The organism is Pseudomonas sp. HN8-3, from assembly GCF_020790195.1.
Classification (GTDB): Bacteria; Pseudomonadota; Gammaproteobacteria; order Pseudomonadales; family Pseudomonadaceae; genus Aquipseudomonas; species Aquipseudomonas synxantha_A.
Genome location: NZ_CP086206.1, coordinates 1,812,421 through 1,826,799 on the forward strand (window position 1 = coordinate 1,812,421; position 14,379 = coordinate 1,826,799).

The following is a 14,379-nucleotide window of genomic DNA, read 5'->3' on the forward strand; positions in this document are numbered from 1 at the left end:
CAGATGGCGTTCTGGATAGCGATTATTTCAATAGCGAGTTCCATTTTTTTCACAGGATTATTGCGTCGGTATGCGCTCCAGCGCAATGTATTGGATATTCCTAACAGCAGAAGTTCACACTCTGTACCGACCCCTCGTGGTGGTGGACTGGCAATTGTGCTGGGATTTCTGATATCCCTGGGGTTGATGCGTTCCTTTGATTTGATCGATAACGCCTTTTTCCTTGCATCGTTCCTGGCGGGTATAACGGTAGCCGCGTTAGGTTTCCTGGATGACCACGGGCATATTCCTGCACGCTGGCGCCTGTTAGGACATTTTCTCTCTGCGATATGGGCGGTGTATTGGATCGGCGGGCTACCGTCTGTCACGATTTTTGGATTACACGTCAACCTAGGCTGGATTGGCGGGGCGTTAGCCGTTTTGTATGCAGTGTGGATGTTGAATCTTTACAACTTCATGGATGGTATTGACGGCTTGGCAAGTGCTGAAGCCATCTGTGCTTGCTCTTCTGCCGCTCTCATCTATTGGATGTTGGGGTATGAGGAGTTGTTATGGCCGCCTATTTATTTAGCGTTGGCAACGGCAGGCTTTTTCTACTGGAATTTTCCAAAAGCACGAATTTTCATGGGCGACGCGGGCAGCGGCTTCCTGGGAATCACGCTGGCCATTATTTCTCTTAAAGCGGCTTCTTTTTCCTCTACGCTGCTATGGGTCTGGCTGATCTTATTAGGAGTATTTATCGTTGACGCGACATTTACCTTGATGCGCAGGCTACTACGCGGCGAAAAAGTGTATGAGGCACATCGCAGTCACGCTTATCAATACGCCTCACGGCGCTTTAATGCCCACGTCCCTGTCACACTGTGCGTAATCTTGATAAACCTGGTTTGGCTCGCACCGATTGCATGGCTTGTTGCATTTGACAGAATTGATGGTGCTGTCGGTATGTTGATCGCCTATGTTCCACTCGTTGTCCTGGCTCTGAAATTCAAGGCCGGGGTTAAAGAGTAATGTTGTTAGGGTTCGGAGTGGCGAGAGCGTAATCGTGATGTGCGTCTATTTAGATTTTAGATTGTTAGAACTGCGAGAGGTTTAGAAATATATGAACTCACTGAGATCGCGCTTATTAAGCCTCCCGCGCAGGTATAAACGTATTTTGCAGGTGATTACTGACGTCTTCTTAGTTTGGTTTGCGCTTTGGTTGGCTTTTGTCGTGCGGATAGGTCTCGATGAAATGATCAATCCGTTTATGCTGCACACTTGGCTTTTTTTGACCGCGCCGATCGTGACTATCCCGCTGTTTATACATTTTGGTATGTATCGGGCGGTTTTGCGCTATTTCGGAAATGATGCGTTAATTGCTATCGTCAAAGCCGTCAGCCTGTCTTCGCTAATTATTGGTGTGGTCGTTTATTGGTATAGTAATCACCAGAATGTAATTCCGCGTTCGATCATCTTCAACTATTGGTGGCTCAGCCTGATCATGATTGGGGGCTTGAGATTAGCGCTGCGCCAATTCTTCCTGGGAGATTGGTTTACCGCTGCTCAACATGTGCCTTTCACCAACCGTGACGATGGTTTGCCGCGTGTAGCTATCTACGGTGCCGGATCTGCTGGAAATCAGCTCGTCGCGGCATTACGCATGGGCCGCTTGATGAGACCCGTTGCGTTCATTGACGATGATTCCACTATTTCGGATCGGGTAATCTCGGGGCTGCAGGTTTATAAGCCCAAACATATCCAGCGTATGATCGATGCCACAGGGGCTCAAGAAATTTTATTGGCGATACCTTCATCGACGCGCGGGCGTCGTCGGGAAATCCTCGGATTTCTGGAAGGTTTTCCTTTACATGTGCGTAGTGTCCCGGGCTTCATGGACTTGGCCAGCGGTCGTGTCAAAGTTGATGATATTCAAGAAGTGGATATTGCCGACCTGTTGGGGCGCGATCCTGTACCCGCCCAAGAAGATCTGTTGGAGCATTGCATACAGGGCCATGTGGTGCTGGTTACCGGTGCTGGTGGGTCGATTGGATCTGAACTGTGTCGCCAGATCCTTGAACTGCAACCTACCACCCTGATTCTCTTTGAGCACAGTGAGTACAATTTATACAGCATTATGTCTGAACTGGAGGCACGCATACTCAGGGATTCATTGGCGGTAAAATTGCTGCCGATCCTGGGCTCAATACGTCACCAGGATAAATTGGTTGATGTGATGAAAACCTGGCATGTAAATACCGTCTATCATGCGGCCGCTTATAAGCATGTGCCGATGGTAGAGCATAATATTGCGGAAGGTTTTCTGAATAATGTTATTGGTACGTTAAATACCGCTCAAGCGGCCATTATTTCGAATGTTGCTAATTTCGTACTTATTTCGACTGATAAGGCGGTTCGCCCTACCAATGTAATGGGAAGCACCAAGCGGCTCGCTGAGATGACGTTGCAGGCGCTCAGCCGTGAGCTACAACCAGCTCTCTTCAACGGTGCTGCTACCCCTCAAAATCGTACACGCTTCACAATGGTTCGGTTTGGAAATGTTCTGGGTTCTTCTGGTTCCGTCATTCCTCTATTTCACAAGCAGATCAAATCAGGTGGGCCGATAACAGTGACCCACCCGAAAATCACTCGATATTTCATGACCATCCCTGAGGCGGCTCAACTTGTTATCCAGGCAGGCTCAATGGGCCAGGGAGGAGATGTTTTTGTATTGGATATGGGGGAGCCGGTTAAAATCACGGAATTGGCAGAGAAAATGATTCATCTGTCTGGCCTGAGTGTTCGCTCAGATAAAAAACCGCTGGGCGATATCGCCATCGAGTTTACAGGGCTTCGGCCCGGAGAAAAACTCTACGAGGAGTTACTCATCGGTGATAATGTCGATGCCACACAACATCCAATGATCATGAGTGCAAACGAAGATTATTTATCGTGGAGCGTATTGAAACCGAGGTTGTCCGAGTTGTTATGTGCTATTGAAAGCCATGATTACAGTAAAGTACGTCAATTGTTGCGCGAAACTGTTAGCGGCTATGCCCCCGATGGTGAAATTGTAGACTGGTCTTATCAACAAAGGCGGCTGGAACCATAATGTAAGGTCTTGGAGGAAGATAACAGTACACCGGTGCTGTTATCTATGCTTTAAAAACATTCGGTCTGTTAAATAATTTAATTAATTACAGCGCACTCACGTCAATCAACATCTATTGATCAGAAGGCTTTTTTTGCCGACACGTTGAAATACTCAGCTATCAGCTTCATTGTCTGTCACGAGGTGCATTTAGAGCGTTTTTTGGCATAACCTCGCCCTTTTTACGGAGCGTTCGCGCTCTACATTTTCTTCCCCTGCACACCGCTTACGGAATACAATCCGCTTGGGGCGCTGCACGATGACATTTTCATTGAGCGCTGCCTCGTGATAAGCGGCCGGGCAGAGCCGGCGGCTTGATCATCCATGGAGCTTTTTCAACATAGCCCAAAGCAGGAAGGCATTGCATGAGTAATTTTTCTAAATGAAAACCGAATATTCACTTGAAGTAATTGCACTTACGCTATTGATAATATTGATGTTCATTACTTTTTCGTCGATATTCAGGTCGAAAATAGAAAGTGCAGAAGTTCAGCATGAATATAAATTCATCAATGGCCTGCGTGGTCTTGCGGCTATATTTGTTTTTATTAATCATGCGCCGTTTGTATTAATAAATTTGGGTGTGAAAAATACAGTTTTTTCTGCGTGGGGACAAATTTACCCGAACCTTGGATCTTTTGGTGTGCAGATTTTTTTCTGCATAACGGGTTTTCTTTTCTTTGACAAAGTCATGAAGAGCAAGCATATAGATTGGGGTGATTTTTTCGTAGCCAGAATCAGGAGAGTGGCTCCGCTTTACTATCTGGCATCGTTCTTGGTATTTATTATTGCGATTTCTTTTGCAGGGTTTGATTTCCTGGATAAAGAGTCTATTACCACTATCGCTGGTCTGGTAACGTTTAATTTCATAGATAACCCAATGAAAATTGGCGGCGTATCGCTTGTGCCTCTGAGTTCCGTGACATGGACGTTGGTTCATGAATGGCGTTTTTATGCAGTGCTGCCAATGGTGGCAATTTTTTACAGGTCGCGCTATAGGTCCATTATCATGACGGTGGCGATACTGATTGCTGCCATTGACCTGGGCACCTCTGCCGTGGTGTGTTGGGCCTACTTTCTGTCAGGCATGGTGGCAGCGGTTGTTCATAAAAAAAATATCACGAATAAACCGGTTAAATTCTTTTCCATGTTAATTGCAGTGGGTATATTTGTTTGGGTGTGCGGGCTGGTTGATGTCCCCGGCTACGGAGCGTTGAGATTCGCTCTGGCAACAATATTCTTCATATGTATTACAATTTCAAATCCGTACTTCTTGCATTACCAGTTCCTGAACAGGCTCAGTGATATCAGCTACAGTGTTTACCTGCTCCACTTGCCGGTACTGTTTTTATCCTTCAAGCTCCTGTCTGTATTTTTTGATCTTGCTGCTCTTGATAAAGTAACTTTTTGGGTGGCAAATTTCGTGACCATTCCAATCATCGTCGCCTTGTCGACCATTACTTTTGTTCATGTAGAGAAAAGGTTTATGCGCAAGAAACGAGTGGAGCAGACCAACGCCCCCACGGTTGCCTACTCGGAAAAAACAAACGCTGTGATATGAAGTGTGCGGTGCTACTGCATCGGCCTCTTTGTTCCGCCTACTGTCCATCGGTAATGCCGGGGCCGCCGAGTTTGCTGCGGACCTTGATATTATCGATGGTCATTAGGAAAGTGGTTGGATATTCCAGGCACCGCTCGCGACTTCAATTTGCGATTCTGTGCGAAGATTTATCGGGCGATCGTCGGCATCCACCGTTGCTTGACGGCAAGCGTTTACTGGCCTGTACACAAAAAGCCGAACTCTTTCATACCTTGCAATACCCCCATTTTTGACACCCTCCATCTATCGCCTAATGTAGAAATGCAGCTTCGGAAAGCTGCTTTTCTCTTACCGATGTCATGGAGCGTCACCAATGCAAAATCTCTACATTTCATCCCTCATCTTCGCCTTCCTCACTAGCCTCTCCGTCGCCACTACTGCTGCGCCCTCCATCAAGCCGGAAGCTTCAAGCCCAATCTCCACCCAAATGACCAAGATCGAGCAATCCACCAAGGTCAACCTCAACGCCGCCGATGCCGAAACCCTGCGCCGCGACCTGTTCGGTATCGGCGCTTCCAAGGCGAAGGCAATCGTTGCGTATCGCGAAAGCAACGGTCCGTTCACGGCGGTGGATGAGTTACTGGAAGTAAAAGGCATCGGTAAAGCACTGCTGGAGAAGAATCGCGACAGATTGGTTATTAATTGAAGATGCGAAGATAGCCCCAGAAGGCCGGTCATTGACCGGCCTTTCCTTTATCAAAGCTGCGTCTATTTACTCTCAGGCCGCGTTGGCATGAAACGTGATTACATTCAACTCAACGATTGTTCAACAATCTTGAGGTGTACATGACGTCCAGCTTGTCTTTAGCCGACCAAATCGCCCTGGAATTACGCGCCGACATTATCGGCGGGCGGCTGCTGCCGGGTGTGTCGCTCGTCGAGGCCGACTTAGTCAAGGGCTACAACGCCTCGCGCAATACTATCCGTGAGGCGCTGCATCGCTTGGGCCAAGAAGGGCTTACCCGCTATGTCCGCAATAAGGGCGTAATGGTTCGGCGCCTGCAGCGGGCAGAAGTACGTGACCTCTTCGTAGTCCGCCGCACCCTGCAATTGCAGGCCATAGCCCAAAGCGGCCCGCTGACGGACACTCAATCAGGCCGCATGCAAAACGCTATCGACGCCACCACCCTGGCCCGGGAGCGCGAAGATTGGCGAGCGGTGGCTACCCACAGTCTTGTTTTCCACCAACAGATCGTCGCGTTGATGGACAGCCCACTGTTCGACGAGTTTTTTGCCCAGGTGATCGCCCAGCTGCGCCTGGTGTTTTGCGCCGCGCCGGATGAGCAGAGTTTCCAGTTACCCTGGCTGGAGCGCGACCATGAGATATACACGCTGTTAACCCGCAACCAAACCCAGGCCGCCAGCGAGGCGATGAGCCTGTACCTGGATGATTCGGAACATCTTTCCCTGGCCTTGTTTGATCACCCTTGATGGAGGATTGCCCCATGTACAAAGACTATCCGGCCGCGTACCAAGTCAGCAAAGGCTCAGCATTGCAGGTGGATACGGCGTTCTATGAGCGCATTCGTGATCAGAAAACCCAGCGCACGTTGATCGAACAGTTCGAGGTACCTATCCGTACGGGCAGGGCATGGAAAGTGCCGGCCGGGCATGTGTTCCGTGTGACCACGCCGGTGGGCCCGCAGGTTGGGGACTTCAACGTATGGAACGCCAATGACCCGCGCGAGCGTTTGTGGGCTGCGCGCACTCGGCAGCTTCAGGGTGCCCATGTCAGCACCCATGATCGCTTGTGGTCGAACCTGCCTTTTCTACGGCCACTGGTGACCATCACCGACGACAGCCTCGCCAGTTACGGCATCGATGAACACGGCGGGCGCCTGCACGATTTGCTTGGTACGCGCTGCGATCCCTATGTGAACCGGATGCTGACTGGGGAGGACTTTCATCACCATTGCCACTCGAACCTGACCCGTGCGGTATTGCCCCATGGGCTGACGGAATTCGACGTGCATGACGTGTTGAATATTTTCCAGTGCACGGGCCTCAATCACGATGACATGTACTTTATGAAAGCCTGTCCGGCGCAGAAGGGTGATTACCTGGAGTTTTTTGCCGAGATTGATTTGCTGTGTGCGTTGTCGACGTGCCCTGGCGGGGATTTATCGCTACCGATGTGGGGGCCGGATGCGCAGGATCCGCTGACGGTGTGTCGTCCGTTGGGGGTGGAGATCTACCGGTTGGAGGATGAGTTGCTCAATGGCTGGAGCCAGCCGGAACGCGCTGCCTACAAGGGGCAGCACGGTTTGCATATCGCCAAGGCGGATTGGGAGTAACTCAAGGTTCAGCGATCCTGCGCATCCTTGGCATCCGCCTGCGCATTGCGCTCGGCCACGCGTTTACGTTGTTCGTCGGTGAGTTCGACTTTGTTGGCGCTGTCGCGCAGCATCATCAGCCCTCCGACGATCGACCCGATTGCGACTACCATAATCAACCACGCATACCACGGCATAAGGCTCTCCTTGAGGCAGATGTCCGTGGGAAAGTTTCCCACGGTAATGACTGCTTTGAGTCACGGGCTTTCTGAGTAGTTCAGTGTAGGCCCGTTCTGCCTCGCGGGCGCTATAGTCCCGTCAACATCGCATCTGTCGGGGCGTCGGCGCGGTCTTGCGCGGTCAGTTGGAAATAGATGAAGCCTGCCAGCATAAAGCCCAGGAAGATCAGCCCGATCAGGGCGTTGAACCAGGCCATCGCCACCAGGCACACCACTGCCAGTACCAGTGCAATACCCGGCACGATGGGGTAGCCCGGTGCGCGAAAGGTGCGTTCCAGCAGGGGCTCGGTCTTACGCAGTTTGAACAGGCTGAGCATGCTCATGATGTACATGACGATGGCACCGAACACCGCCATGGTGATCATGGCGGCGGTCAGGGTCATGCCGCCCAGGTTGATCAGGCCGTCGCTGTAGATGGCCGCGATGCCGACCAGGCCGCCGGCAATAATTGCTCGATGGGGTGTCTGAAAACGCGACAGTTTGGCCAGGAAGGGCGGCAGGTAACCGGCGCGGGCCAGGGCGAAGAACTGGCGCGAGTAGCCGAGGATGATGCCGTGGAAGCTCGCCACCAACCCAAACAGGCCAATCCACACCAGCATGTGCAACCAGCCGGAGCTTTCGCCGACTACGGTTTTCATCGCCTGGGGCAGTGGGTCGTTGATGTTCGACAAGGTGCGCCAGTCGCCTACGCCACCGGCGAAGAACATTACGCCCATGGCCAGGAACACCAGGGTGAGGATGCCGCTGATGTAGGCTTTTGGAATCGTGCGTTTGGGGTCCTTGGCTTCTTCGGCGGCCATGGCGGCACCTTCGATGGCGAGGAAGAACCAGATGGCGAAGGGAATAGCGGCAAACATCCCGGCAATCGCCGGCGCGCCGAAGGTGTCGGAACCGGCCCAGCCGTTGAGGGCGAAGTTGCTGAAGCTGAACGCCGGGGCGACCACGCCCATGAACACCAGCAGTTCGGCGACGGCGAGTACGCACACCACCAGCTCAAAGGTCGCGGCAAGTTTGACCCCGAGGATGTTCAGGCCCATGAACACGATATAAGCGCCGACGGCGGCGTGCTTGGGATCAAGTGCCGGGAATTGCACGTTCAGGTAGGCGCCGATGGCCAGGGCAATTGCGGGCGGGGCGAAGACGAATTCGATCAAGGTAGCCAGCCCGGCAATCAAGCCGCCTTTTTCACCAAAGGCGCGACGGCTGTAGGCAAAGGGGCCTCCGGCATGGGGAATGGCGGTAGTCAGCTCGGTAAAACTGAAGATGAAGCAGGTGTACATCGCGGCGACCATCAACGAAGTGACCAGAAAGCCTAAGGTGCCGGCCACGCCCCAGCCGTAGCTCCAGCCAAAGTACTCGCCGGAAATCACCAGCCCCACGGCGATGCCCCAGAGATGCAGGGTGCCTAAGGTGGGTTTGAGTTGTGTGTTCATTGTGCTGCGCTCCCTGAACCGTTGGAAATGGTTCAGCGTGTTGCAGCAGGCGTGCCATGCCATGGGGATACGTCGTAAAGCGGCGCCAGTGTCGCTTGGAGGATGGTTTTGTGTTTGAAGTTTTCCGGTGCGCACCAGATATGTGCGCCAGCCCGGTCGGTTTATCCGCCATGACCTGACGGTGGTGCATGTCTTGGCCCATGACATGGTTGCAATCAACGGGCTGTTGGAGGCGGTCCATTTACGCTTACTTACTATTACTGATCGACCTTGTCGGAACTGTTCCCTGCTCAGTTTTCACTATGCGGTGCCCATTCAGGAAGAGTGTTACATGAATAATCGTCAGGGACGCATGGGTTAATACATCCGAGAAAGCCGAAATGACTTCAGCTGTGACTGGTCTTCATGCGCGCCGGGATCTGCCCCCCTCGCACAGCGTTCTATTGCCCGAGGCCAATGCCCTATCGCCGGCAAATGAGCCATCAACGATTCCTCATGTGAAGGGCATTGCCCCCATCAGCGTGACCCCGGCAGGCTTGAAAAACGGCCGGCAAATCAGCGAAAAACACCTGCAGTTGCTTCACCAATTTCGGGCGCTGAATCAGCAAATCCACGCACTGACGGGCCAGCAGCCAACCCTTTCGAGCGTCATCGAACAGCAACTCGCTGAGGCGCTCTACAAACAGACGCCGCTGGACGCCACTAAACTCTATTTTCATCGCTATCACACTGATGAGCAGGGGCAGCGCACATTGCTCTCTGTAGAGCCTGCCACTGCGGCACTCTTTAACGCGCTCAAGACCTCCAAGGGGCTCGGTGGCTCGGACGCCTCCACAAGCCCCGCCACCATAGACAGCGGTTTTTATCTGGGGGACGCGCAGGCCGAACGCGATAAACAACTGGACGCTGCCGGTAGCCTGTTGTCGATTGCCCAAACCATCGAAAAAGAGCTGCCCTCGAGCCTTGCCCGATTCTGGACGGAGCCACGCTCTGGCGAAGCGAACCCTGAGGCACGGCAAGGCGAGTTACTGCGTATTCAACGGCAGATGTTGTCTACCCTTGCAGCGCTTCAGGTAGAAGAAGGCACAATGCTCCCGGCCGCCAAAGTGCTGATCGACAAAGCGATTGAATACCCCACTCTGGAGGCGCGGGAAAGCGCCATGCAGGATGGAGAGCGGCCTGGGGTGTATCCGCTCAAGCTCGATACGCCAAAGCCCGACGGTACGTTGATGGCAGGCGCCTTCCTGATCACGAGTAGTGACGGTTCGTCGACACAGCGCCCGTTCAATAACTCGGACACCAACAGGGCACTATCGCCCAGCGAGCAACGCGGCCTCACGGTGCTTTATACCCCCCGCGATGGCTACGAGGTGTTCGACAGCCCGGCCAAAGCCCTGCAAGCCTGGCGCCAGCGCCTCAGCAACAACGCTTATGCCGCGCAACAGGCCAAGCAGAGTTTGCCGATTTCGGTCGAGCAAAGCCTCAAGCCTGGTTGGGAAAACGAGCTGAGCCAAACCCTTATTCCACTCACCACCGACGTCATTGCCGCAGGCGTACCGCAGCTGCTCGAACGCCAGCAGCAGCAGGTAAACACCGAGCTGCAAGCGCTATTCGACGATGATAGGGGTGTAGCGAACACGGACCCTTGGCAACGATCGCAAACGCTCAGGGACTTGGATCAGGCGTCTGCTCTGGCGCCACATTTCAGCGCCGATAACGTTCTGCGGGCACGCAATGAGTGGCTGCTGGAGCGTTTGAGCGAGCAGGACAATCTCCAGGTGATGCGGCAACGGACAGCGAATCGCAGCAACTGGCAGTATTTGGCACAACAGCTTAATCAGGCCGGCCAGGCGCTACCGGAAAATGCCACGGCGCAGGACATATCGGCCCTCTTGAAAAGTACGCCGATGAGAATTGCCCCGGACTCTGCTCATTACCAGTCATCTGTCCGCGAACCCGGTAAATCGATCAGTCTGGAGGCATTCATCAACGAAAATGACTTGCCCCTGCCCAAGACCCTGGACGAGCTGCTTTCCCTGGCACAAACGGCAATTGCAAGGGCCCAGCAGCACCCGTTAGGCAATTTCGGGGGCGGCCTGTCCTGGCCGATTCCTATGACTGCCCGCGAGCAGCAGACGGTGCGGGCCGTCGCCAGTGACTATAAGGTCAGCACGCAGATGGGGCTGCTGGACTACCTGAACACGCGTCAACCGCTCTCTCAGGACGTATTGCAGGATCCAGTGAAGACGCTGGAGGCCCTCGTGGGCTCCCCGCAAGGGCATGCGCTGGGACTAGACATGCAAACCAATTTGGGTGGCGTCTCCACGGACATCAGCGTCAATGACTATACGCTGGCACTCATGAATCTGGCGCTGGACCCGGAGTCTCTCACCAGGGCGCATCGAAATTGGGTAGCCGGTTTCGACCTGACCGATAAAAAATATTGGGGCCAGCCCCTCTCAGCCATCATCGAAGGCCTGAGCCGGCACCTGATTGAAACCGGCCGTGCATCATCGGCGATGGCCAAGGCGGGGGCGTACCTGTTGCTGATGCGGGCAGCGCCGCAATTACTGGTCAAAGATGTCCCCGACAGTGTGGTCTACGGCAGTGTGGCGTGGGCGACTCTGTGCATTGCGGTCGCCGCCATCGAAGCCCAGTCACCCGGCAGCGTCGCCCATATGACCTACGCTGAAGTGATGATCGCCGCCGACGCCCGAGACGCGGCTCCCAAGCCTGCGCAAACGGCGATACTGCTCAATTGGGCTGTGGCCAATAACATTCTCAACGGAAAACAGGATGCGCTTTACACCCAGGACGACATCAACAAAGCGCAAGCGGCTTTCAACCATCAGCAAACAGAACTCGAAAAAGCTTCGGCTTTACTGGATACGCCCCTGCCAAGCCGTCGAGAGATCGCCCTGGCGTTACTCAAGAAGACGTTTGGGGAAAACGTAGCGTTCGAGGAGCCTAAATTCGCCAAAACTTCGCCCTACGCGTCCTACGCTCCTGGCATTTCTTATTCCATGCTGGATATCGTCATGGAAGGGAATGCAATGGATGAACGCTGGAAAATTATTAAAGAGGGCGATGGCATTGATCTTGCGAGGTTTACCGCTTTTACTAAGAGTCCGGAATTTAGTATTCAAAAAGATTTTGATGAGGCATTTTCAACGGTAACAGCCAACCATAAGGCAGTCAAAAAGCTGTCTATTATGAACGCCCTTACCAACTTGCCACCGGAAGATAAAAAAAATCTCAGCTTTGGCGAAATCCAATATTATCAAGAGAAAATCTATAAAATCGGAACGTTGGGTAATACGTTGTTTCATACCAGTTCCGAGGTACTAGTAACCGCTAAACGCAACGGCACCACCAGTAACTATGAGTTCGATACGGAAAAAGGTCTGATCAAAAACCTTGGCAATATTGAGGTGCCGCGTGATCCTGAGTACATTCAGAACGAGGTTACTAAAACCGAGGAGTTTTTCCCCGATCAAGATTTAAGTAAATGGGTCGATGGCAGTAATACGCTAGCGGCTATATTACCGTTTGGCGTGAGACATGCTGATGATATCAAACGACACATTCTTGATCAGCCAAGAGCCTCCGCACCGTCTGCACCGTACCTGTTCACCGACGAACGAGCCAACCATATTGCTGACTCGATTGTTAAGGCACTGGACTTCGATAACCCTGCCATTCGGAAAGCCGCTATGGGGGCGACGCGGTCCGAACAGGGGGCGGAACAGGAGAAAGTGATAGGGAATTTTCTTCTCGACTTTATTCCCTTTCGATCGGCAATTGTCAACTTTATAGACGGTAACTACAGTGAAGGAATCACCGATGTTGCATTTGATATTTTTGGTTTTATCACCGCTGGTGTCGGTGCTGCTGCCAAAGCAGCGAAAGTGCTGGCTAAAGGGGGGAGCGCACTGAAAAAGGTGCTCAAGGTCACCAAAATAATGGGCACAAGCCTTCTATCCGAGCTCAATCCGCTAGCCGGTGTTGGTGACTTGATTGTGGGGGGGGCGAAAGTGGTCACCCAGGGCGCTGGCCACGTCATTAACAACTTCCGGTTCGTCAAGAGCACATTAGGCCGGCCGGAACTCATCAACCTCAGTAAGCGTTATGACGCGGTAGCCAACGGTACATTCAAGGTTGGCGAGCAGACCCTACATGGATCTGCGGTCTTCCAGAATGGTAAGTGGGGTCTCTATGACCCCATCAGCGGTCGCCCATATGGTACCGCGAAGGGTTTCAAGCCCGAACAAGGTGCAATCAAAGGGGAAATCAAAGGATTCTCTGATTACCTGTCGTGGGAAAGAATAACAAACACATTGGCACCTCCTGTGCCGCCCAACAAAAACTTTCGCACTGACTACAATAACGTTATAGCCGATGCAAAGAGTAAAGACCTCGCCACGTACTCAAAGGGGTGGAGAGAGTTAAACCCAGAAGCCGTCTATGGCTACTCTCCAGCGATGACCATCGATCAGTTAAAACGCCTTGCGGTAGCCCAGCGCCGTACGCCGGGCCAACTCGGTAGTCTGGCAAAACGAATTGCAGATCTCCAAGAACTGCCCGACAGGTTCAAGATGGCCCATCTTAAAGCGGCCCTCACTGACAAAGACGGCTATGCGAGAGGGTATCGCGCAGGGCAGCCGGCAGGGCTAGACAAGTTGACGGAAAAATTGACTCTCGATCAGGTGGCAGAGCTGGCTATCGCACCCGAACGCACACCTGAACAAATTGGTTACTTGGTCAGGCATATGGAAAAGATAAGAGAACAGGCGAGCAAGAGAAACTTCAAACGTTTCAGCGAAGACATTGGATTAACAGACGCCCGCCCGCCTATAGTGATCAAGGGTATTCCTCAAGGGTTGTACCTCAGTCGAGTTGACTTGTTGTCGGAGGGGGAGTGCGCGGCGCTGTCTACGCTGATGGCGGAAGCCCTCAAGCAGGGCAAACACGAAATTTTTCTTGAAAATCTAAGTCAGGCGATGCGCCCCGTGCCTCCGGGCGAGGACATTGCAGAGTTGCGAAAACTGGACCCGGCGAAAGCCGATGCCGAACAACTGCGCGCCACTCAAGTCGCTACCTTCCGTAGTAAGCTGAGCCGGCTTCAGGAAAAAATCGAAACTAAATACCTTCAACCCGGTGAACTTAAACAGGTTCCCTCCACCGGTATCATTTCCGATTTGGCCAGTAGCCGCGAAACGAAAACTTTGTTAATCAGCACCCCAGACCATGGCTTGATGGCCCGTGTTGTGGTTGATCTCAATGGGAACAAGACATGGTTCTATTTTGACCCTAACTATGGTCTTGCGATATTCACCGACGAGACGCAAATGAAAGCGGCCCTGGAAATGACCTTGAGAAAAGGCCAGAGCAAGGCAATGCTGTCGCACTTCGACGGTGAATCGGGCTTACCTGAGTATCAAGTGTCAGTGCTTAAAGAGTCGCAGGTAAATCCCAACGTGGCCGCGGTGCCAGGAGGAGTTTCCGACTTGTTCACGCCTCTGTAATCACTCAGTGGGTCAAAAGGTGGCAGTGCAAGGGTCGATTTGCTCGCGATCATTAACCTGGCACCTTTGGATGGTTACCCCATAAGGCCCCCTGTAAACCCCGGATAAACCCACTCTTTACGCCATCTTTACGCCTCACCCAACGCCTTGCTCTCGTTCCTTTACACCCCTCCTAGGGA

The 14,379-nt window shown here is 52.8% G+C and carries 9 protein-coding genes; 7 read left to right on the forward strand and 2 right to left on the reverse strand.

The annotated features are described in order from the left end of the window. Window positions 1-3 precede the first annotated feature (3 nt). The 6 genes from LJX92_RS08230 to LJX92_RS08255 all read left to right on the forward strand — a co-directional run bounded on the left by LJX92_RS08230 (window position 4) and on the right by LJX92_RS08255 (window position 7,024). Window positions 4-1,011, forward strand: a complete 1,008-nt coding sequence (locus tag LJX92_RS08230) for an MraY family glycosyltransferase (RefSeq protein WP_223018561.1) — start codon at window positions 4-6, stop codon at window positions 1,009-1,011. A 91-nt stretch (window positions 1,012-1,102) separates the two neighbouring features. After that, complete coding sequence (locus LJX92_RS08235) at window positions 1,103-3,091, forward strand: polysaccharide biosynthesis protein (RefSeq protein ID WP_103733580.1); 1,989 nt, start codon at window positions 1,103-1,105, stop codon at window positions 3,089-3,091. Between the two features lie 421 nt (window positions 3,092-3,512). After that, window positions 3,513-4,691, forward strand: coding sequence for an acyltransferase family protein (locus tag LJX92_RS08240; protein ID WP_228309566.1), 1,179 nt, complete (start codon window positions 3,513-3,515; stop codon window positions 4,689-4,691). Between the two features lie 352 nt (window positions 4,692-5,043). Continuing rightward, window positions 5,044-5,376, forward strand: a complete 333-nt coding sequence (locus tag LJX92_RS08245; protein ID WP_103733582.1) for a ComEA family DNA-binding protein — start codon at window positions 5,044-5,046, stop codon at window positions 5,374-5,376. 140 nt (window positions 5,377-5,516) lie between these two features. Next, entirely contained in the window at window positions 5,517-6,161 is a 645-nt protein-coding gene (locus LJX92_RS08250; RefSeq protein WP_103733583.1) for a GntR family transcriptional regulator, read from the forward strand. A gap of 14 nt (window positions 6,162-6,175) precedes the next feature. After that, entirely contained in the window at window positions 6,176-7,024 is an 849-nt protein-coding gene (locus tag LJX92_RS08255; protein ID WP_078820677.1) for an urea carboxylase-associated family protein, read from the forward strand. An 8-nt stretch (window positions 7,025-7,032) separates the two neighbouring features. On the opposite strand, the gene LJX92_RS08260 is transcribed toward LJX92_RS08255, so the two are convergent. Together LJX92_RS08260 and eat are read right to left on the reverse strand one after the other, a co-directional pair. Continuing rightward, window positions 7,033-7,200 carry a DUF2897 family protein gene (locus LJX92_RS08260; RefSeq protein WP_003172675.1) on the reverse strand — a complete coding sequence of 56 codons (168 nt, stop codon included), beginning with the start codon at window positions 7,198-7,200 and terminating at the stop codon, window positions 7,033-7,035. A 110-nt stretch (window positions 7,201-7,310) separates the two neighbouring features. After that, complete coding sequence (gene eat, locus LJX92_RS08265; protein WP_032877161.1) at window positions 7,311-8,675, reverse strand: ethanolamine permease; 1,365 nt, start codon at window positions 8,673-8,675, stop codon at window positions 7,311-7,313. Window positions 8,676-9,055: 380 nt separating this feature from the next. On the opposite strand from eat, the gene LJX92_RS08270 reads away from it, so the two are divergent. Next, window positions 9,056-14,200: a hypothetical protein gene (locus tag LJX92_RS08270; RefSeq protein WP_228309568.1), complete on the forward strand. Its 5,145-nt coding sequence runs from the start codon at window positions 9,056-9,058 to the stop codon at window positions 14,198-14,200. Window positions 14,201-14,379: the final 179 nt, after the last annotated feature.

Excerpts from the sequence above, each read along its gene's own strand:
- LJX92_RS08240 (WP_228309566.1), top strand. The coding sequence starts at position 3,513 with ATGAAAACCGAATATTCACTTGAAGTAATTGCACTTACGCTATTGATA.
- LJX92_RS08230 (WP_223018561.1), top strand. The coding sequence starts at position 4 with ATGGCGTTCTGGATAGCGATTATTTCAATAGCGAGTTCCATTTTTTTC.
- LJX92_RS08250 (WP_103733583.1), top strand. The coding sequence starts at position 5,517 with ATGACGTCCAGCTTGTCTTTAGCCGACCAAATCGCCCTGGAATTACGC.
- LJX92_RS08260 (WP_003172675.1), bottom strand. The coding sequence starts at position 7,200 with ATGCCGTGGTATGCGTGGTTGATTATGGTAGTCGCAATCGGGTCGATC.
- LJX92_RS08255 (WP_078820677.1), top strand. The coding sequence starts at position 6,176 with ATGTACAAAGACTATCCGGCCGCGTACCAAGTCAGCAAAGGCTCAGCA.
- LJX92_RS08245 (WP_103733582.1), top strand. The coding sequence starts at position 5,044 with ATGCAAAATCTCTACATTTCATCCCTCATCTTCGCCTTCCTCACTAGC.
- eat (WP_032877161.1), bottom strand. The coding sequence starts at position 8,675 with ATGAACACACAACTCAAACCCACCTTAGGCACCCTGCATCTCTGGGGC.
- LJX92_RS08270 (WP_228309568.1), top strand. The coding sequence starts at position 9,056 with ATGACTTCAGCTGTGACTGGTCTTCATGCGCGCCGGGATCTGCCCCCC.
- LJX92_RS08235 (WP_103733580.1), top strand. The coding sequence starts at position 1,103 with ATGAACTCACTGAGATCGCGCTTATTAAGCCTCCCGCGCAGGTATAAA.